17 protein-coding genes are annotated in these 23,497 nt (G+C 65.7%); 8 read left to right on the forward strand and 9 right to left on the reverse strand.

Annotated elements, in window-relative coordinates; all coding sequences use genetic code 11:
- The 7 genes from NDN16_RS11620 to NDN16_RS11650 form a co-directional block, all read right to left on the reverse strand.
- Nucleotides 1–1,554 (reverse strand): FAD-binding oxidoreductase, encoded by a 1,554-nt coding sequence (locus tag NDN16_RS11620; RefSeq protein ID WP_251113746.1) that lies wholly within the window; start codon nucleotides 1,552–1,554, stop codon nucleotides 1–3.
- Between the two features lies 1 nt (nucleotide 1,555).
- Nucleotides 1,556–3,232, reverse strand: coding sequence for a glycerol-3-phosphate dehydrogenase/oxidase (locus NDN16_RS11625; protein ID WP_251113747.1), 1,677 nt, complete (start codon nucleotides 3,230–3,232; stop codon nucleotides 1,556–1,558).
- 19 nt (nucleotides 3,233–3,251) lie between these two features.
- Entirely contained in the window at nucleotides 3,252–4,805 is a 1,554-nt protein-coding gene (locus NDN16_RS11630; RefSeq protein WP_251113748.1) for an FGGY family carbohydrate kinase, read from the reverse strand.
- Between the two features lie 9 nt (nucleotides 4,806–4,814).
- Entirely contained in the window at nucleotides 4,815–6,227 is a 1,413-nt protein-coding gene (locus NDN16_RS11635) for an MFS transporter (RefSeq protein WP_251113749.1), read from the reverse strand.
- Between the two features lie 158 nt (nucleotides 6,228–6,385).
- Nucleotides 6,386–7,171, reverse strand: a complete 786-nt coding sequence (locus tag NDN16_RS11640; protein WP_251113750.1) for an ABC transporter ATP-binding protein — start codon at nucleotides 7,169–7,171, stop codon at nucleotides 6,386–6,388.
- Nucleotides 7,168–7,941, reverse strand: a complete 774-nt coding sequence (locus tag NDN16_RS11645; protein WP_251113751.1) for an ABC transporter permease — start codon at nucleotides 7,939–7,941, stop codon at nucleotides 7,168–7,170. Before NDN16_RS11645 ends, NDN16_RS11640 begins: the two co-directional genes overlap by 4 nt.
- 27 nt (nucleotides 7,942–7,968) lie before the next feature.
- Nucleotides 7,969–8,913, reverse strand: a complete 945-nt coding sequence (locus tag NDN16_RS11650) for an ABC transporter substrate-binding protein (RefSeq protein ID WP_251113752.1) — start codon at nucleotides 8,911–8,913, stop codon at nucleotides 7,969–7,971.
- A gap of 219 nt (nucleotides 8,914–9,132) precedes the next feature.
- On the opposite strand from NDN16_RS11650, the gene NDN16_RS11655 reads away from it, so the two are divergent.
- Nucleotides 9,133–10,608 carry an NAD-dependent succinate-semialdehyde dehydrogenase gene (locus NDN16_RS11655; protein WP_251113753.1) on the forward strand — a complete coding sequence of 492 codons (1,476 nt, stop codon included), beginning with the start codon at nucleotides 9,133–9,135 and terminating at the stop codon, nucleotides 10,606–10,608.
- Complete coding sequence (locus tag NDN16_RS11660) at nucleotides 10,589–11,785, forward strand: iron-containing alcohol dehydrogenase (protein ID WP_251113754.1); 1,197 nt, start codon at nucleotides 10,589–10,591, stop codon at nucleotides 11,783–11,785. The genes NDN16_RS11655 and NDN16_RS11660 overlap by 20 nt, the downstream gene beginning before the upstream one ends.
- On the opposite strand, the gene ggt is transcribed toward NDN16_RS11660, so the two are convergent.
- Nucleotides 11,782–13,500, reverse strand: a complete 1,719-nt coding sequence (gene ggt / locus NDN16_RS11665; RefSeq protein ID WP_251113900.1) for a gamma-glutamyltransferase — start codon at nucleotides 13,498–13,500, stop codon at nucleotides 11,782–11,784. The two genes, NDN16_RS11660 and ggt, sit on opposite strands and share 4 nt — an antisense overlap.
- A 285-nt stretch (nucleotides 13,501–13,785) precedes the next feature.
- Between ggt and NDN16_RS11670 the strand changes: the two genes are divergently transcribed.
- From NDN16_RS11670 to NDN16_RS11695, 6 genes are read left to right on the forward strand one after another with little or no spacing between them, the layout of a single operon-like run.
- On the forward strand, nucleotides 13,786–13,878 hold the full coding sequence (locus NDN16_RS11670) for a potassium-transporting ATPase subunit F (RefSeq protein ID WP_251113755.1): 93 nt from the start codon (nucleotides 13,786–13,788) through the stop codon (nucleotides 13,876–13,878).
- A 31-nt stretch (nucleotides 13,879–13,909) separates the two neighbouring features.
- The gene (gene kdpA, locus NDN16_RS11675) at nucleotides 13,910–15,619 is read left to right on the forward strand and encodes a potassium-transporting ATPase subunit KdpA (protein WP_251113756.1); all 1,710 of its coding nucleotides are present in this window, start codon (nucleotides 13,910–13,912) and stop codon (nucleotides 15,617–15,619) included.
- A gap of 25 nt (nucleotides 15,620–15,644) precedes the next feature.
- A complete protein-coding gene (kdpB, locus tag NDN16_RS11680; RefSeq protein WP_251113757.1) occupies nucleotides 15,645–17,693 on the forward strand; it encodes a potassium-transporting ATPase subunit KdpB in 2,049 nt (682 codons plus the stop codon).
- 12 nt (nucleotides 17,694–17,705) lie between these two features.
- Nucleotides 17,706–18,287, forward strand: a complete 582-nt coding sequence (kdpC, locus tag NDN16_RS11685) for a potassium-transporting ATPase subunit KdpC (protein WP_251113758.1) — start codon at nucleotides 17,706–17,708, stop codon at nucleotides 18,285–18,287.
- Entirely contained in the window at nucleotides 18,277–20,973 is a 2,697-nt protein-coding gene (locus tag NDN16_RS11690) for a sensor histidine kinase (protein ID WP_251113759.1), read from the forward strand. The genes kdpC and NDN16_RS11690 overlap by 11 nt, the downstream gene beginning before the upstream one ends.
- The gene (locus NDN16_RS11695; RefSeq protein ID WP_251113760.1) at nucleotides 20,970–21,671 is read left to right on the forward strand and encodes a response regulator; all 702 of its coding nucleotides are present in this window, start codon (nucleotides 20,970–20,972) and stop codon (nucleotides 21,669–21,671) included. Before NDN16_RS11690 ends, NDN16_RS11695 begins: the two co-directional genes overlap by 4 nt.
- Before the next feature lie 10 nt (nucleotides 21,672–21,681).
- Here NDN16_RS11695 and NDN16_RS11700 read toward each other — a convergent pair whose 3' ends face one another.
- Nucleotides 21,682–23,460, reverse strand: a complete 1,779-nt coding sequence (locus NDN16_RS11700) for an L-lactate permease (RefSeq protein ID WP_251113761.1) — start codon at nucleotides 23,458–23,460, stop codon at nucleotides 21,682–21,684.
- Between the last annotated feature and the right edge of the window lie 37 nt (nucleotides 23,461–23,497).

Below are 23,497 nucleotides of genomic sequence, written 5' to 3' on the forward strand. Positions count from 1 at the left end.
TTACCTCTCCGCGTCGCGGGGCATTTCCGCTGACAGGCCGAGCTTGCCCGGGTTCAGGAGATTGTCCGGGTCGAGCGCCGCCTTCACCGCCTCCAGAATCGGAAACGCGCTGCCGAGACTGTCGCGCATGTAGGGCGCGCGCAAGAGCCCTACGCCGTGGTGATGGCTCAGGGCTGCATTATGCCGGACGAGGACGGCGTTGGCGGCATCCCATGCGGCGCGATACCAGGCGCCGCGGCGCTCGACATCCACGTCTCCGCGAAGCGAGAAGTACAGGCAAGCCCCATCGACATAGGCGTGCGACTGGTGCGCCGAGCCGGCCAGCGTGCCCGGAACCGCGTTGATAGCCGCGACGACCTCATCGTAGATTGCCGGAAGGTCTCTCCAGCAGCCCGTCATCTCCAGCGTATCGGCGACGAAACCGGGACTGCGCTTGAACCCCTCGGCGCTCTTGCCGGTCAGGTAGCGCGTGTCCAGCCAGCGCTCGAAGATGGCGTCGCCGTCCAGCTTGCGGCCAAGGCCGGCGCAGACCCGTTCGCTGATGGCCATCACCGCATCGACCATTTCCGGTGCGCCTTCGTCGGCGATCAGCAGCACGTTGAGCGCCGGTTCTTCGAACTGCACGCCGCTTTCCAGGGCATCGTACAGGCGCAGCGCGGCCGGGTTCGCGCCGCCCTGCATGATCTGGCGACAAGCCTCCAGACCGGTTGCGAAACTATCGAATCCGTATGCGATGGCGCGGGTGTAGTCAGGGAGGCGATGCAGTTTCAAGCGGACGCGCACCACGATGCCCAAGGTGCCCTCGGATCCGATGAAGAGCTGCTGAAGGTCGGGGCCTATGGCCGCGCGCGCATAGCCGCCCAGTGTCACCAGCTCTCCGTCAGCCAGCACGACATCCATCCCGTAGACCATGTCTTCGATCTTGCCGTATCGCGTGGACAATTGTCCTGCGCCCCGGCATGCCACCCAGCCACCGACGGTGCTGATGCCGAAGGAGGAGGGCCAATGGCCCATGGTCATGCCGTAGGACTTCTGGATCGTATCCTCGAAGACGTCGCCGAACATCCCGGCTTCCACTTCGACGATCTGGCTGTCCGCATCGAACCCGACCAGACGGTTCATGTCACATACGTCCAGCACGATGCCGCCGCGTAGCGGCAGGGCTGCGCCCGTCACATTGCTGCGGCCGGCCGAGACGGTCAGCGGCAGGCGGTGGCGATGGGCAATGGCCATGACGGCCTGCACTTGCTCCACCGTCGATATTCGCACGAAGACACCGTCCACCGCCGCGGGCGTGCCGTCCGTTTCCGCGATCATGGTGCCGGCCCACCAGTCGCGTGTATTGACGACCAGATCGTCCCGCGTGGTCAAGACCTCGTCCGCCGCGTCACGCAACTCCGCAACGACGTCCGGCGAAACTTCTACGGCATTGCGGGCAAGGCCGGCTGAAGCGCCGATCGTCTCTATAGCCTTCGCGTAATGCGGTTGGGTCGGCGCTCCGACGACGTAGTTGCCGCGATTGTATCCGCGGCGCACCGCTTCCTTGCTCATCATATCAATATTCTCCCGTAAGGATCGATTTTTCTTTGTGTATCGCCGCCTCGTACCCGGCGATCTGACTGGCGATCTCGTTGGACGAGAGCTTCAGTTCCCGCCCGATGATCTGCCCAACACGCGCCGCCGCCCGGCCAGAGGCATCGCGGGCCATCAGACGGGCCCGCATACGTCGCGACAGGACATCGTCCACCGTCGCCGCCATCTCATGCCGCACGGCGTACAGGACTTCCGCTTCGGTGAAGGGAAGCCCTTCGACGATGGGCGTGGAGAGGTCCGCGTCCTCGGCCATAAGGTCGCTGACGAAGCGGGCTTCGGTGCCATAACGCTCTCCTAGATGGGCCTCCATCCCGCCAGAGGCGACAATGGCTTGCGCATCGTAGCCGGCTGCGCCCAGCAGCCAGGCCTTTCGGGACGTGCACTTGCGCCGCTCGCCCAATACCTTGCCCACGGCATCCACCGTCTGCTCCGCCATGTGACGCGCGGTCGTCAGCTTTCCGCCGACGATGGAAACCACGCCGTCTTTTCCGAGATGCACCGTATGGTCGCGTTTGACATCCATCGTGCTGCCGCTTGGCGAGGCCGAAACGAGCGGGCGGCAACCGGCGATGCTGCCGACGACGTCCTCCACATCGATGTCGATCTTCAGTGCCGAACGGGCGCCCTCAAGCAGAAAATCGAGCTCGGCGCGCGTGCAGTGAACATCATCGAGACTGCCTTGATAATCCTCGTCCGTCGTGCCGAGATAAGAAACGTTTCCCCACCTCGTGATGGTGGCTCGTCGGCTGCGCCCCGGGACGGGAATCGTCACGGTGCAGTCGTTGCGGACTTTCAGCCAGGGAATTGCGACGTGCACGCCCTTGGCCGGCCTGACATGGAGCGGCCTCTCGTCGTCGCTCGCTCCCATCCAGTCCCGCATCCAGACGCCGGTCGCCATGACCACGGCCTTTGCGCGGACACGTATTTCGCGGCCGGACGCGGTCTCGACGAGCGCGCCATCCGCCATTCCTCCATTGCGCGTCAGCGCCATGACGCGCGCATGGTTGAGAATAGCTGCGCCGTGGTGGGCGGCGGACCGCGCTAGCGCCAGTGTCAGCCGGGCATCGTCGACGCGGGCATCGAAATACATGAAACCGCCGCGCAACTGCTCGTCGCGAAAAGTCGGACAGTGAGACAGCACCTCTGCTGCGCTGAGCCGCTGATGAAGGATGCCCTCGCGCCACCCACCGGCCAGATCGTAACTCCAGAGCAGGCCCTCGAACGCCTTGGCCATTCGGGCATCGAAGATGCCGTCGCGCTCCAGGATCGGGAACAGGAACGGCAACCGTTGCACCAGATGCGCGGCGTTGCGGCGCAGCCTCTGCCGTTCCAGAAGGGAATGCCGGACAAGTCCGAGATTGCCCTGCTCGATGTACCGCAACCCACCATGGACCATCTTGGACGACTTGGATGAAGTGCCGGACGCGAAGTCGTCTTTCTCGATCAATGCGACGCGATAGCCGCGCAGCGCCGCATCGAAGGCGCAGTAGCATCCCGTAACGCCTCCGCCGACGATCAGGAGGTCGAAGGCCTCGTCGGCCAGCCTGTCTTCCTGCTCGGCGCGTACGATCCGCAAGGGCTCGGTGCGGGCAAGACCCTCGCGGTCACGGCGGGCGCGACGGCCGGGAAGTCGAAACATGGAATACCTCATCGGTCCGTCATCCGCCGCTGCGAGCCGGGGGCAGATGGTTTTCATAGGCGCCGGCACGGGTGCGGCCGATTTCGTCAGAGATGGCCGCTTGCCAACCGGCCCTGCGCGCGAGACGCTCGTCATCCGACAGGGAGGGCTCGAAGGTCTCGCCGCGTGGAAGCGTGGAACGGGCCTCCGAAAGATCGCTCCACATGAGGCCGCGCGCGCCGGCCATGAACGCCGTGCCACGCAGGCTTGCGCGCTCGGCGTCGGGCATTCGGCGCACGGGGACGCCGCCAAGATCGGCCTGCATGCGCAGCAACGGATCCGAAGATGACAGTCCGCCACCCGCAACCAGCTCGTGCATGCGTTTGCCGGCAACCAGTTCGTCCGCCTCCACGCAGGAGACGACAGAGTGGGCGATACCTTCCAGAACCGCATAGGCCAGTTCCTCGCGCGTGTGGGTCATCGAAAGCCCGGTCAGGGAGGCGCGGGCTGCCGGCTCCATGACTGGCTGCCGAAGTCCCGTCAGCGTCGGAACGAAGCGGATGCCACGCGCCCCGTCGGCCATCGCCGCCAAGGCGCTGATCTGGCGCGCATCGTCGAACCAGCGCATGTCGTTGCACAGCCAGTTGAGAGCGGATCCAGTGGTGGCCGCATAGGTTTCCACCGCAAGGTTGGAACGCCCGCCCTTGCGCCACGCGGTCATCGTGAACGTGGCCTCGAAAGCGCCGGGCCGCGCCGGGCGCTCCTGGCCGATGACAAGATCAACGAAGCTGCCGGTTCCGTGGACGCACATGGCCTGGCCACTGTCATGGCAGCCGAGGCCGACAAGACCCGCCAGTTGGTCGCCCATCGAGGCCATGATGGGTACGCGCATGCCAAGGATGTCGCGGCGGGTATGACCGAAGTCGTCGGCGTCTTCCCTGAGGACCGGAAGCAACTCTTCCGGAAACTCCTGCGCGCGAAGCCACTCGTCGATATAGCTATGCGTGCGGAGATCATATGCGCCGCAGGAGGTGGCGTTGGTCGGCGTCGTCACCACCTGCCGCACTTCGGAAAGATGCCACAGAAGCCAGCTGTCGACCGTTCCGAAGGCGAGGCGGTTTTTCTTCAATGCATCCGAAACGCAAGGCGTGTTGCGCATGTGACGCGCGGCCCACAGATAGATAGCGCGCGCACCGATGGGCCGTCCGGCGCGCTCGATCAACGCCCGATCCCAGTGCGGCGAGAGGGCCTTCAACTCTTCGGAGAAGCGGGTGTCCTGCCATACCATGGCCGGGACGAGAGACCGTCCGGTTTCCGTGTCCCAGAGGACCCCCGTCGCCCGTTGCGTCGTCAGCGCCAGGGCGGCGATCTCCAGGCCTTCGGCGGGAGCCGAGGCGATGACCTTCCGGCACATCGTCAAAGTCGTTTCCAGAAGCGCATCGGCGTCCTGTTCGACGACGCCGTGGCGCGGCGTCGTCACCTTGAGCGGGGCATAGGCGGGGGCGGTGACACCGCCATCCGCCCGCACCAGGGCAGCCCGTGTTCCGGACGTGCCTTCGTCTATCGCCAGTATGGCTTGCTGCAGCATCGTCATCTGGTCCCCTCAGTCGCCGGCAAACTGTGGCGCATCCGGCTCGTTGTCCGGATTAACGGAGGAGCGGGTCGGATCCCACCGGATGACGCTGCAGACGATGCAGGCCGCCAGCGGAACTGCCGACAGGATCAGGAACGTCGTCCCCAGCCCATACGCCTCCCTGAAGAGCGGGAAGACGAGTAGGCCGATGGCCGCGCCGGTTGCACCCATAGCGCCGATGATCCCGTTCGCGCCGGCACGCAATTCGCTTCGGAATGACAGGGAAGACAGGCTCTTTCCGTTGGCGCCGGGGCCGCCGGAGTGAAACAGGATGAAGAGCGAGGGAACGATCACCGCCAGCCAGACCGGCATCGTGTCGTGGAACAGTCCCATGATCACCAGCATGCAGAAGACGGCGCCGAAGCCGATGGCCGAAGCCCTGCGTAAGCCGAAAAAGCGTCCGATCGCAGGCGACATGAAGCCGCCGACGACTCCGAAGACGTTGAATACGAGCGTGCCCAGCATGGCGTTGATGAAGTCGGTGCCGAACAGCGATGCGCTGATGAGCGGCAGATACCAGCCCACGGCAAAATACTGGATCGACTGGCCGATCTGCACCGTCGCGGCCAGGATGGTGCGCGGCAGGTATACGCCCCGGAAGATCAACGCGATGTTGCGGAAACCGCGCTTTGCCTGGTTTATGACCGGCAGGCGCTCGGCCGGCGGAGCCGCGACGAAGCCGAGGCCGTAGATGCGGCTCATGGCCTTGGCAGCGTCGTCCAGCCTTTCCTTTCGCGCGAGCCAGACGGGGCTTTCGACCATGAAGACGAACTGCAGCAGCATGATCGTCAAGGCGAAGACGCCTGTCGCCGCGACGGAATAGCGCCAGATCGTATCGCCGACGTCCCAACTGTAGAACATCATCGCCAGCAGGATATTGGTGCACACCGCAAGGTACCAGATGCCTTGCCAGGTGTTCAGGCGGCTGCGCAGTCGGGCCGGGGTAAATTCGGCCAGCACGGCCATGGCGATGGCGAAATCGATGCCGTATGCCGCGCCGACGAAGAACCGGCCGAAGATGATCATCTCGTAGCTTTGTGCCGTTGCGACGAGCACGGCGCCGATCAGGGCCAGGAGCTTGGCGAAGACGAGCGGGCGCATGCGCCCCCAACGGTCGGCCATCCAGCCGCCGATCGGGTTGAAGACGATCGCGACCCAGGATGCGAAAGACGTCATCAGTGCCACTTCGCGGGCGTCCAGCCCCATATCCCGCGTCATCGGACCAAGGCCCGCGCTCAGCGCCGAGTTGGCGAAGGCGTCGAGAAACAGGCCGCCGAGCGCCAGCCACCAGATAAGGCCGGCGCGCCCGCGGATACCGTCGCTCTTGTCGATGAACGAAATAATGTCTTCGATGCCCCGCAGGGCATACTTGCTCCCGTGCATGTCACTACTCCTCCCAGAGTAACAGACACATCCACATAAGGGTCGGGGCAAGTTTCGGACGAGCGAAGACCATCATGCAGATGGTCTTATATCTTCGTCTGCAATTCGATCTTTATCCGCCTGCCGAAATCCTGTCAATCACCGCGGAGGCGGGTGCATCAACGTTCAGCCGCGGCAAGGATGGCTTCCTGCCGGATTTCCTCGGTAAGACGGGCGCGCAGGGAGGAGAATTCCGGGCTGGATTTCACCGTGTAGTGACGCGGATGGGGCAGGTCCACGGAGATGATCGACTTGATCCGGCCCGGGCGCGCCGACATGGTGACGACGCGCGAGCCGACGAAGATCGCTTCCTCGATGTCGTGGGTCACGAACAGGACCATCTTGTGCTCGCGCTCCCAGATGCCGAGAAGCAATTCCTGCATCAGGCCGCGCGTCTGGTTGTCGAGCGCGCCGAAGGGCTCGTCCAGAAGCAGGATCTTGGGGTCGTTGGCGAGGGCCCGGGCGATGGCGGTGCGCTGCTGCATGCCGCCCGAAAGCTGCTTGGGCCAGTGGTTCTCGAAGCCCTTCAGCCCGACATCGGCAATATACTGGGCGACGATCTCACGGCGCTCGGCCTCGGGAACGCGCTTTTCGCGCAGGCCGAAGCCGATGTTTTGCTCGACCGTGAGCCACGGAAAAAGCGTATAGGACTGGAAAACCATGCCGCGGTCCGGGCCCGGCCCACGGATTTCCACGCCATCCAGCGTCACGCGGCCGCTCGTCGGCCGATCCAGCCCGGCAACGATGCGCAACAGTGTCGACTTGCCGCAACCGGAGGGGCCGAGGATGGTGACGAAGTCGTTGGCCGGTACCGTCAGGCTGGTCGGTTGCAACGCCGTGACGGGCGCACCGCCCCGCACGCCGGGAAAGATGCGGCCGACGCCGTCGATGACGAGTTCGCTCATGCGAACCTCCAGGCGAAGACCCAACGGTTGAAGGATTTGAACAGGAAGTCTGAGATGAGCCCGATGATTCCGATGACGATGATGCCGAAGATGATCTGCCCCGTCGCCATGAGTGCCTGGCTGTTGATGATCATGTACCCGATGCCGGAGGATGCGCCGATCAGTTCCGCAACGATGACGTAGGTCCACGCCCAGCCAAGCACCAGCCGAAGGATCTCGGCGATGTCGGGCGCGTTGGCCGGCATCAGAACCCGTGCGACTACGCCCCTGTCACGGGCGCCCAGCGTGTATGCCGCCTCGACGAGATCCTGCCGTGTCGAGGCGACCGACCCCGCGACCATCAGCACGATCTGGAAGAAGGCGCCGATGAAGATGACCAGCAATTTCTGCGTCTCGCCGATACCCGCCCACAGGATCAGCAGCGGCACGAAGGCCGAGGCCGGCAGATAGCGCGCGAAGGAGACGAAAGGCTCCAGCAGCGCCTCGATGGGCTTGTAGGCGCCCATGGCGATGCCGATCGGCACGCCCAGCGCAGCCGCGACGGCGAAGCCGCCGACGACGCGCCACACCGTCATGCCGATATCGTATAGAAAGCCGCGTTGCATGAGGCTCCACCCGTCCGCCAGCATGGTGAGCGGATCGGCAAGGAAGGTGCGCGACACGAAGCCGCCCAGCGTGGCCACCGCCCAGAGGGCGACGAAGGCCACGAAGAAGGATATGCCGAGGACGACGCGCGTTGTGGCGCCGACCGGCTGAAACGGACGAAGCATCATGATCCTGACGGCGCTGAACCTGGCCTACTTTATGTACTGATCGTCGTAAAGCGTTGTGACATCCGGCTTTTCGCGGATGACGCCGATCTCCAGAAGCAGGTCTGCCGCGGCCTCGGAGAAGGTCTTGAACTCACCCTCGAAAAAGGTCGCATTGGCGGCCTTGTCCTGCCAGCGAAGATGCTGTGCCGAGCTGGCGAACTGCTCGGCCGTCTGGTTCACGTCGGCCCCCATGATCTCATAGGCCTTGTCGGGGTCCGCCGCGATCAGTTCCAGCGCCTCGAAGTAGCTGTCGGCAAGGGCCTTGCCGGCTTCGGGATTTTCTTCGAGGAAGGCCGGCGTACAGCCCACCGTGTCCATGACGGCCGGGTAATCGAGCGTCGTTGCGAGGATCTTGCCGGAATCGGGCGCGTCGCGCACCGTCGACAGATAGGGCTCGTAGGTCATGGCGGCGTCGTTCTGTCCGGCAACGAAGGCCTGGGCGGCGGGGCCGGGCTCGAGATTCACGATCCGTACGTCGCGCATCGTCATGCCGTTTTCCTTCAGCATCCAGGCCAGCAGGAAGTAAGGAGACGTGCCGGGTGCGGATGCGGCCACCGTCTTTCCTTCAAGGGCCTTGAAGTCGGCGATGTCTCCGCGGACCGCGATGCCATCGGCGCCATAGGACTTGTCCAACTGGAAGATCTGCGTTGCGGGAACGCCGTTGGCGCTCCACGCGACCCAGGTTTCCACCGTCGTCGCGGCGCACTGGATATCACCCGAAGCCATTGCGAGATGGCGGCTGGCTTGCGGGATCTTGGACAGGGTTACGTTTAGCCCATGCTTCTCGAAGATGCCGGCCTCTTTCGCCAGCGTGAGGGGTGCGAAACCCGTCCAGCCGGAGAAGCCCAGATTGACGTTCGTCTGCGCCATGGCTGGCGCAGCCGCCAGGGATGCGAACAGGCCTGCCAGAATTCCGTATCGCGCAACCATGGGTCCCTCGTTGGTGGATTGCATATGTCTACACATAACCAATGTCGCGGCTCCGGATTCAAATCAAGGCCACGGCGATCAAATTTGATCATTGGATAGGCGTGGACAAAAGATATGCACTTCACATTCGCTCGACCGCTTTTGCGATCCACGCTTTCAACCCCGCTGCCATCGCACTAGTGTTCGTCGTATCGAATGACAATTGCGCAGGTTGAACAGATGTTGACGTCCAGCAATTCCGGCACGGCTACGCTACGGCTCTCCGACCCTAACCTCCTGAAGCAGCAGTGCCTCGTCGATGGCGCATGGCGTGATGCTGCCGGCGGCGAAACGATCGCGGTGACGAATCCGGCCGATGGATCTTCGGTTGCCCATGTTCCCGTCCTGTCGGCCAGCGAGATCGAGGACGCGATCAAGGCAAGCGCCAGGGCGCAGAAGGGCTGGGCGGCGCTTGCCGCAAAGGAGCGCGCCGCGATCCTGCGCAAATGGTTCGACCTCATGATCGCGAATGCGGACGACCTTGCCGCCATCATGACGGCCGAACAGGGCAAGCCGCTGGCCGAGGCGAAGGGCGAGATCACTTATGCGGCGTCGTTCGTGGAATGGTTCGCCGAGGAGGCCAAGCGCGTCTACGGCGAGACGATACCGGCGCCGGCATCCGACAGGCGCATCACGGTCATACGCCAACCGGTCGGCGTGACGGCCGCGATCACGCCGTGGAACTTCCCGGCGGCCATGATCACCCGCAAGGCGGCTCCCGCGCTGGCGGCCGGGTGCAGCATGATCGTGCGCCCGGCGGACCTGACGCCGCTGACGGCGCTGGCGCTGGGCGAACTCGCGGTGCGGGCCGGCATCCCGGCCGGCGTGCTCCAGATCGTGACGGGCAAGGCGCGGGAGATCGGGGCGGTGCTGACCGCCAGCGAAACCGTGCGCAAGCTGTCCTTCACGGGGTCCACCGAGGTGGGGCGTCTTCTGATGGAGCAGTGTGCGCCGACCATCAAGCGCATGTCGCTGGAGCTCGGCGGCAACGCGCCTTTCATCGTCTTCGACGATGCGGACCTGGATGCCGCGGTGGACGGCGCCATGCTGTCCAAGTACCGCAATGCCGGGCAGACCTGCGTTTGCGCCAATCGGATCTACGTGCAGAAGGGCATCTACGATGCCTTCGCCGAGAAACTGGCCGCGAAGGTGGCCGCGCTCAAGGTCGGCAACGGCACCGAGCCGGGCGTCGCCATCGGGCCGCTGATCGAGGAAAAGGCCCTCCGAAAGGTGGAGGAGCATATCGAGGATGCGGTTTCGAAAGGGGCCACGCTTCTGTCGGGCGGCAAGCGGCTCGGCGGCCTGTTCATGGAGCCGGGCATCCTGACGGGCGTCACGCAGGACATGCGCGTATCGCATGAGGAGACGTTCGGTCCGCTGGCGCCGCTGTTCCCCTTCGATACGGAGGAACAGGTGATCGGCATGGCGAACGACACGATCTTCGGACTGGCGGCCTATTTCTACACGCGTGACTTCTCGCGGTCGGTGCGCGTGGCCGAGGCCCTGGAATACGGGATCGTCGGACACAATACCGGCATCATCTCCAACGAGGTCGCGCCGTTCGGCGGCGTCAAGCAGTCCGGCCTCGGCCGCGAGGGTTCGCACCACGGCATCGAGGAATATCTCGAGATGAAGTATGTCTGCAGTGCCGTCTGACGCCGTCCGGACGGAGGAGGGCGTCTCGCCATTCTCCTTCCGCACCGTGCCTGCGATGCTGGCCGAATGGGGCGGCGCACGCCGCCTCGGCGGCATGCTGGCGGACTGGCGGCCCGAGAGGAACCTGCTTCTGGTCACCGATGCCGGGCTGCACCGTGCCGGCGTGCTGGAGCCGGCCAGGCGCTCTTTGGCCGCCTCCGGTTTCCGCGTCACCGTCTTCGATGCCGTCGTCGCCGACCCGCCGGAAACCGTATTGCTGGCATGCGTCGACGCTGCGCGGGCGGCGGGCTGCGACATCGTGGTTGGTCTGGGCGGTGGCTCGTCCATGGATGTCGCCAAGCTGGCCGCCGTGAAGATCGGCTCATCCCAACCGCTTTCCGACATGTACGGCATCGACAGGGTCGTCGGCGCGAGGGTACCGCTGGTGCAGGTGCCGACGACGGCGGGCACCGGTTCGGAAGCCACAAACATCACCATTCTCACGACCGGCGAGACGACCAAGATGGGCGTCGTTTCCGCCCAGCTCTACGCGGATCTCGTGCTTCTGGATGCGGAACTGACGGTCGGGCTGCCACCACTGCATACGGCAGCCACCGGTATCGATGCCATGGTGCATGCGATCGAGGCCTATACGTCCCGCCACAGGAAAAACCCGTTGTCCGATGCGCTTGCACGCGAGGCCCTGCGGCTTCTGTCCGCCAACCTCGTCGATGCCTGCCGCGACGGGCAAAACCGGCCGGCGCGCGAGGCCATGCTGCTCGGCGCAAACCTTGCCGGACAAGCCTTCGCCAATGCGCCGGTGGCCGCGGTCCATGCGCTGGCCTATCCGCTGGGCGGGCATTTCCACATCCCGCACGGCCTGTCCAACGCGTTGATGCTCGGCCCCGTCCTGTCCTTCAACATGAAGGCGGCCGCGCCGCTCTATGCCGAACTTCATGATGTCGTGGCAGGAGCGTCCCGAGGCGATACTGCCGAGCGGGCGCGCGGGTTCGTCCAATTCATGGAAGAGCTGATGAACGCTTCCGGGGCGCCGCGCCGCCTGCGCGATGCCGGCGTAGCCGTGGAAAGCCTGCCCATGCTGGCGGCCGACGCGATGAAACAGACGAGGCTTCTGGGCAACAATCCCGTCGAGGTCACCGAGGCCGACGCACTGAACCTCTACCGGCAGGCGTTCTAGTAGCCGATGGCCGCGCCGGCCGTGGCGCGGCTGTCGATGGCGCCATAGTAGCGCGCCGTACCGGTGCCGGCCTCGATCTCGGCCAGGTCGCGTCCGCCCACGAGAATGCCGGCCGCTTCGCCCCAGATCGTCCAGTCCGGATCGATGCCGACTTCGTATCCCATGCCGGCCAGCAGCCTCAGCGTGTCCGGCGACAGGGCGTAGGGCTCGATGGTGACCTTGTCCGGCAGCCATTGATGATGGATGCGCGGCGCGTCGATCGCCTGCTGGATATCCATCCCATGGTCGATGACGTTCATGATCGCCGCCAGGGTGATGGTTATGATGCGGGAGCCGCCTGGACTGCCGATCACCATGAAGGGCCGCCCTTCATGGGAGACGATGGTCGGGCTCATGGACGAGAGGGGCGACTTGCCGGGCTCGATGGCATTCGCTTCGCCCTGCACGAGGCCATAGAGGTTCGGCACGCCGGGCTTCGAGGTGAAGTCGTCCATCTCGTTGTTCAGGAGTATGCCCGTCCCTGCGGCCACCTTGCCCGTGCCGAACGAGCCGTTCAGCGTATAGGTGACGGCAACCGCGTTACCGTCCTTGTCGATGATCGAGTAATGCGTCGTCTCTTTCGATTCCGTCGCCCCGGCAGGTCTGAGGTTTTCGCTCACGCCGGCGCGGTAGGGGTCGATGCGCGCGCGGATTTCCTCCGCATAGGCCTTGCTGGTCAGTTTTTCGACCGGGTTGTCGACGAAGTCCGGATCGCCCAGCGCCGTGTTGCGGTCCACGAAGGCATGGCGCATCGCCTCCACCATGAGGCGCGTCGTCTCCGCCGAGCCGTAGCCGAGATAGGAGATCGGATAGCCCTCGAGCACGTTGAGGATTTCACAGATGATGAGGCCGCCGGACGAGGGTGGCGGGGACGACACGATGTCGTATCCTCGATAGCTGCATTCCACCGGCTCCAGCTCCCGGACGCGATACTCTTCGAAATCGGGCTTGGCGAGGATTCCGCCGTTCGCCTGGCTGGCCTGGACGATCAGGTCGGCGATCTCGCCCTTGTAGAAGGCGTCCGCTCCGCCCTGCGATACGGCCTCGAGCGAGCCGGCAAGGTCGTGCTGCACCAGCCTGTCGCCGAGGCGGAGCGGCTCCCCGTCCTTCAAAAATATCGCCGCTGCGGCCGGATCCTGCGCAAGCATGTCGTTGCCGTCGGCAAGGGAGGCGATGTCGCCCGGCTCCAGCACGAACCCCTCTTGCGCAAGCCGCAGGGCCGGGGCGATCAAACGTTCACGCTCCCAGGTGCCGTATTTCTCGCGTGCGGCCTCGAAGCCTGCGACCGAGCCGGGAACGCCGATGGCAAGATACGTATCGGTGCTGGCGCCGGGGACCGGTTCGCCCGACGCGTCCAGATACATGTCGCGCGTCGCGGCTTTCGGGGCGCGCTCCCGGAAATCCAGGAAGGTCGAGGTGCCGTCGGCAAGGCGGATGGTCATGAACCCGCCGCCGCCGAGATTGCCTGCCGTGGGATAGACGACCGCCAGCGCATAGCCGACGGCGATGGCAGCATCCACCGCGTTGCCGCCCTGCCGGAGCACCTCGACACCCACCTGCGATGCAAGGTGCTGGGCGGTGACGACCATGCCGTCATTTCCCTCGACCGGCGCCGGCGAGGCGGCATGAGATTGCCAAGGATGGGCGACGGCGAGCGTCGAAACGAGAAGAAGCATCCTGAGTGGTGCAGGCATTCGATACCTCCCGGTTCGGCAATCAGCCACCGATTGCAGATCGGAGGCGAGGCCGCACGGCTTGTCAAGCGCCGGGGCAGGCGTGGTGCGCCCTTATGCGATCCTTATGCCGGCCCGGATACTTCCTGATCGAAAACTTATGCGGCTTGGCTCACATGGATTGCGGCCCTGAAAGGAGGGGCCCGCAATGTCCGATCTCTTCTATCTCGCCATCGGCATCGGCGCGTTCGTCGCGCTTGCGGCCTACGCCCGCGCGCTGGCATCGCAATGACCGGCTTCGACCTTGTCGTCGGCGGCTTCGCGGCCGCCTTCGTTGCCGTTTATCTCGGCTACGCACTGCTGCGGCCCGAGCGCTTCTGATCCAACCCGACCCAATCCGGAAAGCCAAACCATGACGCTTGTCGGCTGGTTGCAGATCATCGCCATTCTTGCCTCGTGCGTGATCTCCGCCCTCGTTCTCGGTCGCTCCATGGCCCGCGTCTTTGCGGGCGAGCGGACCCTCATGTCACCCATGCTGGAGCCCTTGGAGCGCGCCATCCATCGCATTGCCGGCATAAACCCCGCCAGGGAACAGGGCTGGCTCGCCTTCGCCCTGTCGATGCTGGCCTTCAACCTTGCAGGATTTCTGGCCCTGTATGCCCTGCTGCGGCTGCAGGGCCTTCTGCCGTTCAACCCGTCGGGCCTTGCGGGGCTGGACGCCGACCTTGCCTTCAACACCGCAGTCTCCTTCGTAACCAACACCAATTGGCAATCCTATGCGGGCGAGGCTGCGATGAGCGACCTCAGCCAGATGGCGGGGCTGACGGTGCAGAACTTCCTGTCCGCCGCAACGGGTATCGCGCTGGCGCTCGCGCTGGTGCGGGGGTTTGCGCGCGGCAGCGTCTCGACCATCGGCAATTTCCACGTGGATGCGATCCGCGCGATCCTCTATGTGCTCCTGCCGCTCGCCATCGTCACCGCAACGGTGCAGGTCGCCCTCGGCACGCCGCAGACGCTGGAGGGGCCGGTTGCCGCCACCACGCTCGACGGCGGTACGCAGATCATCGCGCGTGGGCCGGTGGCCTCCCAGATCGCCATCAAGCAACTAGGCACAAATGGCGGCGGCTTCTTCAACGCCAATGCCGCACATCCCTTCGAGAACCCGTCGCCGCTGAGCAACGCCCTGACCATCTGGCAGATGCTGGTGGTGTCTCTCGGCCTTGTCTTCGCATTCGGCCGCATGATCGACGACACGCGGCAGGCCCGCGTGCTCGTCGCCGTCATGGGCTTGCTGCTGATCGCCGGGGTCGGCGCCGCCTATTGGGCGGAAAGCGCCGGAACGCCCATGCTGGCTGCTGCCGGACTCGACCCCGCCGGGGGCAACATGGAGGGCAAGGAGGTGCGCTTCGGCATTGCCGCCTCGGCGCTGTTCGCCGCCGTGACGACCGGGCTGTCCGACGGCGCGGTCAATGCCATGCACGACTCCTTCACGCCGATCGGCGGTATGGTGCCTATGGTGCTCATCATGCTCGGGGAGATCCTGCCGGGCGGCGTCGGTTCCGGCCTCTACGGCATGCTGGTCATGGCCATCGTCGCGGTGTTCGTCGCCGGCCTCATGGTGGGCCGCACGCCGGAATATCTCGGCAAGAAGATTGAGGCCGGGGACATCAAGCTCGCCGTCCTCGCCATCGTCGTGCTGCCGATGGCGATGCTGGGCTTCGCCGCCCTATCCGCCGTCAATCCCGCTGCGCTGGCCACGCTCAACAATGCCGGGCCGCACGGCCTTTCCGAAATCTACTACGCCTATGCCTCGGCGGCGGGAAATAACGGCTCCGCCTTTGCCGGGCTGGGCGCGGATAATCCCTGGTGGAATACCACCCTCGCGCTGGCGATGCTGGTGGGCCGGTTCGCCTATGTCGTTCCGGTCGTCGCCATCGCCGGCCGTCTGGCCGCCAAGCCGAAGCTTGCGCCGTCGCCCGGCACTTTCCCCACACATGGGTTGCTGTTCGCCGGACTTCTGGCTGGCGTGATCCTCATCCTCGGCGGTCTGCAGTTCTTTCCCGCGCTGGCGCTCGGCCCGATCGCCGAACAGGTCCAGATGCTGTCCGGCAAGACCTTCTGACAGACGCCAAACGGAGTACCCTACAATGCCTTCGCAGGCTCGAACATCCATTCTCCAGCCGGACCTTCTGGCGCGATCGGCGCTGGAAGCGTTCCGCAAGCTCAATCCAGCCGCGCTGATGCGCAACCCCGTCATCTTCGTGACGGAAGTGGTCGCCTGCGCGGCAACGCTGCTCCTCATTCGCGACATCGCCGCCGGCAGCCCGATCTCATTTACCGGCCAGATCGCGGCATGGTTGTGGTTTACGGTGCTGTTCGCCAATTTCGCGGAGGCGGTTGCCGAAGGCCGCGGCCGCGCCCAGGCCGAGAGCCTGCGCCGCGCACGCACCGACACGGTGGCGCAACGCCTTGTTGATGCAAACGACCGATCCTGCGTCGAAACGGTTTCGGCGCTCGACCTGAAGCTCGGGGACCGTGTCCTGGTCGAAGCCGGCGGCCTGGTGCCCGGTGACGGCGAGATCGTCGACGGTATCGCATCGGTCAACGAGGCGGCTGTGACGGGCGAGTCCGCGCCCGTCATCCGTGAAGCCGGCGGCGACCGTTCTGCCGTGACCGGCGGAACGAGCGTCGTTTCAGATTGGATCGTGGTTCGCATCACCGCGGAGCCCGGCTCTTCCTTTCTCGACCGCATGATCGCACTGGTGGAGGGCGCGGAGCGCCGGAAGACACCGAACGAACTGGCTCTTACCGTCCTTCTGGTCGGTATGACGCTGATCTTCCTCGTGGCGGTCGTGACATTGGCCGGTTTCGCGTCCTATTCCGGCGTGCTCGTCTCGGTTCCGGTGCTGGTGGCGTTGCTGGTTACGCTGATTCCCACCACGATCGGCGGGCTCCTTTCGGCCATCGGTATCGCGGGGATGGACAGGCTGCTTCGGCACAACGTGCTGGCCATGTCCGGCAAGGCCGTGGAAGCGGCAGGCGACGTCGATACGCTGCTTCTCGACAAGACGGGCACGATCACCTTCGGCAACCGCATGGCGGCCGAAATCCTGCCCATGGGTGGCGCCTCGCCCCGCCAGGCAGCCGAGACCGCCAGCCTCGCCAGCCTTGCGGACGAGACCCCGGAGGGGCGCTCGATCGTGGCCCTGGCTCATGAGGCCCATGGCATTACAGCCGAGCATGCCGGCAACGCGACAAGCCGCTTCGTCGCCTTCAGCGCCGCAACCCGCCTGTCCGGCGTCGACATGGACGGACGGCGGATCCGAAAAGGGGCGGTCGATGCCATCCGTGCCTTCGTGGCCGAAGAGGGCCGCGCGACCGCTCCCAATGGTTTCGATGCGGCGGTGGACAGGATAGCCCGTTCCGGCGGCACGCCGCTGGCGCTGGCGGACGGCGGCCGCATCGTCGGGGTGATCCATCTCAAGGATGTGGTGAAGCCGGGCATCAAGGAGCGGTTTGCCGAATTGCGCCGCATGGGCATCCGTACCGTCATGGTGACCGGCGACAACCCCGTCACGGCAGCAGCGATCGCGTCGGAGGCCGGCGTCGACGATTTCATCGCCGAGGCGACGCCCCAGGACAAGCTGGCCTATATCCGGGCAGAGCAGGGGCAGGGACGGCTCGTCGCCATGTGCGGCGACGGCACCAACGACGCGCCGGCGCTGGCCCAATCGGATGTTGGCGTGGCCATGCAGACCGGCACCCAGGCAGCGCGCGAAGCCGGCAACATGGTCGACCTCGATTCCGATCCGACGAAGCTGATCGAGATCGTGGGCATCGGCAAGCAATTGCTGATGACGCGCGGCGCGCTCACGACGTTTTCGATCGCCAACGACGTGGCGAAATATTTCGCGATCATTCCCGCCTTGTTCGTCGCCGCGATTCCGGAACTCGGCGTCCTGAACATCATGGGGCTCGCCTCGCCGCAGAGCGCCATCCTGTCGGCGGTCATCTTCAACGCGCTCATCATCATGGCGCTCATTCCGCTGGCCCTGCGCGGCGTCGCCTATCGCCCGGCCGATGCCTCGTCGGTGCTGGCCCGCAACCTCGCGATCTACGGCATCGGCGGTATCGCCGCGCCCTTCGCCGGCATCAAACTCATAGACATGGCCGTATCGGCCATCGGTCTGGCATAAGGAGGCCGACCCATGATCGCGCAACTTCGCAGCGCCGTGACGCTTGTCGCGCTGTTCACGCTTCTCGTCGGCATCGCCTATCCCATGGCGATGACGGGCCTTGCCGGCGCTCTGTTTCCGTATCAGGCGGCCGGCAGCCTGGTGGAGCGTGACGGACGGATCGTCGGATCCACTCTCATCGGCCAGCCCTTTGCCGGGCAGGGCTACCTTCATCCGAGGCCGTCCGCGGCCGGGTCAGGGTATGACGCCTCGGCCTCGGGCGGCAGCAATCTCGGCCCCACCAGCGCGCGGTTGCAGCAAAGGATGGCTGCCGATACGGCGATGCTGCAGGCACGGTACGGCGCAGGCCCGCTGCCGGCCGACGCGGCGACGGCCTCCGCAAGCGGGCTCGACCCACATGTCTCTCCGGCTTATGCGCGAATGCAGGTTGCGCGCATAGCGGAAGCGCGCGGAATGGAGCCGTCGCGGGTGCTGCGCCTGATAGACGCGATGACGGATGGACGTACATTGGGCATTCTGGGAGAGCCGCGCGTGAACGTGCTATCGGTCAATCTGGCGTTGGACGAAATGGCGGCGGGCCGCGATGGTGGATGACGAGGGGCCGAAGGCGTCGGCCGACGCGCTGTTGGCCGACGCCGAGCGGGAGGGGCGGGGCAGGCTGCGCCTTTTTCTGGGCGCGGCTCCCGGCGTCGGCAAGACCTATGCGATGCTGCAGGCCGCGCGTGCCGCCGCGGCAGCCGGGCGTGATGTCGCCATCGGCGTGGTGGAAACGCATGGGCGCGCGGAAACGGAGGCGCTGCTGTCGGGCCTCGAGATCTTGCCGCGTAGGGGCATCGCCTATCGCGGACGGCTCATCCCCGAATTCGACCTGGACGCCGCGCTGAAGCGTCGGCCGCAATTGCTGCTGATCGACGAATATGCCCATTCCAACGTGCCGGGGAGCCGGCACCCGAAGCGCTGGCGCGACGTCCAGGATTGCTTGAAGTTGGGCATCGACGTCTGGACCACGATGAATATCCAGCATGTCGAGAGCCTGAACGATGTGGTCCAGCGCATCACCGGAGTCCGCGTGCGCGAAACCGTGCCGGACAGCCGCATCCAGATGGTGGACGAGATCGTGCTGGTCGATCTGCCTTCGGACGAGTTGATCCGGCGTCTGGGCGAAGGCAAGGTCTATGTCGAGGATACGGCAACCCGCGCCAAGCAGAACTTCTTCCGGCCGAACAACCTGACGGCGCTTCGCGAACTGGCGTTGCGGCAGGTTGCCGCCCGCGTCGACAGCGACCTGATCGAGCGGATGCAGGGCAGCGCCATAGAGGGGCCATGGGCGGCGGGCGAACGGTTGCTCGTCGCCATCGGGGCGGACGTCGCGGCCGAAGGGCTGGTGCGCGAGGCCGCCCGGCTTGCCGACCTGCTCGGCGCACACTGGTTTGCCGTCACGATCGACAGGCCCGGCCATCAAGCGAGCGACGATCAGCGCCGGTGCATAGACCGGGCGATGAAGCTGGCCGCCGATCTCGGCGCCCAGACGGCCAGCCTTGTCGGAGCGGACCTGCCGGGCACCCTCCTCAAATTCGCGCGGGTTCAGAACGTAACGCAGGTCGTGGTGGGCAAGGCACGCCGGCACGGGCCGCTGAGCCGCCTTTCGGCGCATTGGCCGCGCGCCACCCTTGCCGATGCCCTGGTGGGACGGGCCGAAGGCATTGCCGTTCACGTCCTGACCGGGGCGCCTTCGGCGACGGAGCCGCGGCGCCTGATGCGGCCGGCCTTAAGGCCGGCGGGCGGATACGTCGTCGCCGCGGCCTGTGTGGCGGCGGCGACGCTGGCGGGCCTTGCGGTCAGCCATGTCGTCGATCTGCCGAATCTTTCGATGCTGTATCTTCTGGCGGTGGTGATTCCGGCGATCCGCCACGGCGTGCTGCCGGCGATCCTGGCGTCGATCCTGTCGTTTCTGGCCTACAATCTCGTCTTCATCCAGCCGACGGGAACGCTGACGATCGCGCGGCCGCACGAATTTCTGGCGCTGGCGATCTTCCTGATCATCGCCGTCAGCATGGCGACGCTGGCCGGCCGCCTGCGCGAGCAGAACCGCTCCGCCGTGCGCCGCACGCGGGCGGCGCGCCGCCTCTACCAGGTCACGCAGCGCCTGTCCGCCCTGCCGGACCCGCAATCGGTGGGCGAAGCGGCGGTCTCCGAAGTTCATGCCGCGCTCGAGCGCGCAACCATCCTGCTGGGGCCCGATGAAGATGGCGGCGTCACGATCGTCGCCGCCTGGCCGCCGGAAGACAGGCTCGACATGCCGTCCCGCATGGCTGCGCTATGGGCTTTCGAGCACGATGAACCTGCGGGATCGGGTACGGAGACGCTGCCGGCCAGCAACTGGCTCTTCCGTCCGCTCAACGCCGATGGCCGGCGCGTCGGCGTTCTCGGCATCGAGACGGATGAGGCGATGGCGCCTCTGGACGGGGAGGGACAAGTCCTGTTCCAGACGCTGGGCGAGCAGGTGGCGGCGGCGCTGCATCGGGCGCGCCTGTCTACGGAAATCCGTGGCGCGCAGGCCGCTGCGGAAACGGAGCGTGTGCGCAATACGCTGCTTGCATCGATCAGCCATGATTTTCGTACGCCATTATCGTCGATCCTCGGTTCCGCCACCAGCCTTATCGATTATGGGAGCCGCATGGACGCCGCCACACGGGCCGACCTTCTCGGCCAGATCCGCGACGAGGCCGGCCACCTCGACGGGATGGTGCGCAACCTGCTCGCGATCACGCGGCTGGAGGCGGGCTCGCTCGACCTCCGGCGCGACTGGGTGGATATCGGCGATATCCTCAACCGGGCCGCCGCTGCCGCGCGCCGTCGGGGGGCGCTCCAGGAGATCGAGGTTCGCGTGCCGCCGGGCCTTCCGCTGGCCTACGCCGACCAAAGCCTTCTGGAGCAGGCGGTGGGCAACGTTCTCGGCAACGCGTTGCGCCATGCCGGCGCCAAGGCGCACATCGCCTTGCGCGCCGAGCAGGACGGCCGGGATATCGTCATGCGCGTGTGCGACGACGGCCCCGGCATCCCGCCGGAACTGGCCGAACGCATCTTCGAAAAGTTCGTCGTCGGCGGCGGCGCCCGGACTGCCGACGGCAGCGACGGGGCCGGTCTGGGGCTGGCCATCGCGCGGGGCGTCATGCAGGCGCATGGCGGAAACGCCATGCTGGACGTTGCCGATGCCGGCGCCGGGGGCGCGCGGTTCGTGTTGCGGATGCCGATCGACGAAAGGAGGGGCGGGGCATGAGCGGAATCCGAATCCTGCTGGTGGACGACGAACCGGCCATCCACCGCTTTCTGCGGCCGACGCTGACCGCCGCCGGGTACGAGATCGTGCCTGCGACCACTGGCCGGGAGGCGATGCTTCTGGCGGCAACGCAGCAGCCGGATCTGATGATCCTGGATCTGGGCCTGCCCGACATGGACGGAAAATCCGTCATCGCACAGCTTCGCGGCTGGACGGCGCTACCGATCGTCGTACTGTCGGCCCGCGACCGCGAAGCCGAGAAGATCGAGGCTTTGGATCTCGGCGCCGACGATTTCGTCAACAAGCCGTTCGGTGTCGGCGAACTCATGGCGCGGATCAGGACGGCGCTGCGCCGCGTCGCGGCGCGGCCGGAAGAGTCGCCAGTCCTGGAGCTCGGCGATATCGTCATCGACCTGCCGCGCCACCGGGTGGCCAATGCAGGGGTGGAGGTGAAGCTGACTCCGCGCGAATTCGAGCTGCTCGTCTATCTCGCCAGGCACCCGGGCAAGGTACTGACCCACAGGCAGATCCTGAGGCACGTTTGGGGCGTGGCGCACGAGGGCGACGTGCAGTATCTGCGCGTCTATATCGGCCAGTTGCGCGCCAAGCTGGAGGCCGATCCGGCGGCCCCGACGATCGTCATTACGGAGCCGGGCGTTGGCTACAGGGTGGCCGAGCCGGAGCCCGGCCACCCTTGAGATCGCGCCGTCAGGCGGCAGCGCGGCTGGCCTGCGGGGCCGCGCCGCGGTTGGCGAACATGGCCACCAGCACGACGGCAAGCCAGGCTGCCGCCAGGGCCCACCAGATGCCGCCGCTTATGAGCGCCATGCCGACAAGGCCGGCCTGCAGCGTATAGTAGGCCATCGGGATCAGCGTCATGCGGATGATGTCGCCCTCCCGGTCGGTCAGGCCGACGACAGCGGATGCCGCGACCACATTGTGCACGCAGATCATGTTGCCGGCGGCTCCGCCGACTGCCTGCAGCGTCACGACCGCGATGGTGCCGAGACCCGTCAGCCCGATCTGCTCCGCCGCCGAGAACTGGAACAGCGAGAACATCATGTTGGAGACGGTGTTGGAGCCGGCGATGAACGCGCCCATCGCGCCGATCAACGGTGCGAAGAGCGGCCACAGGGAACCGGTGACGCTGGAGATCGTCTCCGCCAGCACCAGCGGCATCGATTCCAGCTCGCCGCGCCCCGTGTTCAGGAACACCTGCACCATGGGGACGGCGATCAGCAGCGCGGGCGCCGCCGCCACCATCGTCCTGGCCGAGTTGCTCCACGCCCGGCCATAGGCCTTGCCGCTCATTCCGAAGATGAAGAAGGCGATGATCGACGTCAGGATCATGATCGCGCCCGGCGAATAGAGAAGCTGGGCGCTGGCGTTGATGCCCGAACCGAAGATGTCGGTCAGCGAGAGTGTCGCCGCCGACGACGTCAACGCGGCTTTCAGGGGTGCGATGGTGCGCGTTGCGACCAGCAGGACCGCGATGACCACGTAGGGCGACCAGGCGCGAAGAAGGCCGATATGCCGGCCTTCGCCGGTTTCCTCCGACCGGGCGTCCGCCGGAGCCAGCGTGCCGAACCAGTTTTCGTTCCAACCGGCGCGCTGCGGGAATTCGAACGTCGTCTTCGGCAGCAGGAAACCGCGCTTGGCAGCCGGAATGACGATCATGAGACCGATGAGACCGCCGAGAAGCGACGGAAATTCCGGCCCGAGCAGAAGCGCCACGAGGTAATAGGGCACCGTGAAGGCGAAGCCGCCGAACAGGGCGAACGGCCAGATCGCGAATCCTTCCTTGAAGGAGCGGTTTGCGCCGAAGAAGCGCGTCAGCATGCCCACCATGATGAGCGGGATGATGAAGCCGACCAACGCGTGGACGAGCGCGACGTTGGCTGCAACCTGCACGACGTATTCGGACAGGGTCAGCGGCGCGATGCTGTTGACGACGCCTTCATTGTTTGACAGGCCCGTTCCGACGCCGACCAGCATCGGAGTGCCGACGGCGCCGAAGGACACCGGCGTCGACTGGATGATGAGCGTCACCAGAACCGCCGCCATGGCGGGGAAGCCGATTGCCACGAGAAGCGGCGCAGCCACCGCAGCCGGCGTTCCGAAGCCGGAGGCGCCCTCGATCATGGAGCCGAAAAGCCAGGCGATGATGACCGCCTGAACACGCCTGTCCGGCGACAGGTCGGTGAAGCCTTGCCGGATAGCGCGGACCGCGCCGCTTTCCTGCACCGTCTGCAGGACGAGAATGGCGCCGAAGATGATGAACAGCAGCGTCAGCGCGGTGACGAGGCCGTTGATGGTGGCGCCGCCGATGACCGAAAGATCGAGACCCCATACCGCAAGCGCCAGAACGACGGTCACCAGATATGCGACCAGCATCGACAGCTTGGCCGAGCGCCGCATGATGACGAGTAGGACGAGAACGATGGCGATCGGCAGAAGCGCCATGATGAATAAGGCAGATTGCGGCAACAGAATCCCCTCCCAGGATTGAAATGCGAAATTCTCC

Origin of the sequence: Aureimonas altamirensis, assembly GCF_023702225.1 — a bacterium.
Classification (GTDB): Bacteria; Pseudomonadota; Alphaproteobacteria; order Rhizobiales; family Rhizobiaceae; genus Aureimonas; species Aureimonas altamirensis_B.

Bases quoted from the DNA above. Each gene is read 5' to 3' on its own strand.
- NDN16_RS11695 (WP_251113760.1), top strand. From the start codon at position 20,970: ATGAGCGGAATCCGAATCCTGCTGGTGGACGACGAACCGGCCATCCAC.
- NDN16_RS11650 (WP_251113752.1), bottom strand. From the start codon at position 8,913: ATGGTTGCGCGATACGGAATTCTGGCAGGCCTGTTCGCATCCCTGGCG.
- NDN16_RS11640 (WP_251113750.1), bottom strand. From the start codon at position 7,171: ATGAGCGAACTCGTCATCGACGGCGTCGGCCGCATCTTTCCCGGCGTG.
- NDN16_RS11660 (WP_251113754.1), top strand. From the start codon at position 10,589: ATGTCTGCAGTGCCGTCTGACGCCGTCCGGACGGAGGAGGGCGTCTCG.
- kdpA (WP_251113756.1), top strand. From the start codon at position 13,910: ATGACGCTTGTCGGCTGGTTGCAGATCATCGCCATTCTTGCCTCGTGC.
- NDN16_RS11635 (WP_251113749.1), bottom strand. From the start codon at position 6,227: ATGCACGGGAGCAAGTATGCCCTGCGGGGCATCGAAGACATTATTTCG.
- ggt (WP_251113900.1), bottom strand. From the start codon at position 13,500: ATGCTTCTTCTCGTTTCGACGCTCGCCGTCGCCCATCCTTGGCAATCT.
- NDN16_RS11645 (WP_251113751.1), bottom strand. From the start codon at position 7,941: ATGCTTCGTCCGTTTCAGCCGGTCGGCGCCACAACGCGCGTCGTCCTC.
- NDN16_RS11670 (WP_251113755.1), top strand. From the start codon at position 13,786: ATGACCGGCTTCGACCTTGTCGTCGGCGGCTTCGCGGCCGCCTTCGTT.
- kdpB (WP_251113757.1), top strand. From the start codon at position 15,645: ATGCCTTCGCAGGCTCGAACATCCATTCTCCAGCCGGACCTTCTGGCG.
- NDN16_RS11690 (WP_251113759.1), top strand. From the start codon at position 18,277: ATGGTGGATGACGAGGGGCCGAAGGCGTCGGCCGACGCGCTGTTGGCC.
- NDN16_RS11625 (WP_251113747.1), bottom strand. From the start codon at position 3,232: ATGTTTCGACTTCCCGGCCGTCGCGCCCGCCGTGACCGCGAGGGTCTT.
- NDN16_RS11630 (WP_251113748.1), bottom strand. From the start codon at position 4,805: ATGACGATGCTGCAGCAAGCCATACTGGCGATAGACGAAGGCACGTCC.
- kdpC (WP_251113758.1), top strand. From the start codon at position 17,706: ATGATCGCGCAACTTCGCAGCGCCGTGACGCTTGTCGCGCTGTTCACG.
- NDN16_RS11620 (WP_251113746.1), bottom strand. From the start codon at position 1,554: ATGATGAGCAAGGAAGCGGTGCGCCGCGGATACAATCGCGGCAACTAC.
- NDN16_RS11655 (WP_251113753.1), top strand. From the start codon at position 9,133: ATGTTGACGTCCAGCAATTCCGGCACGGCTACGCTACGGCTCTCCGAC.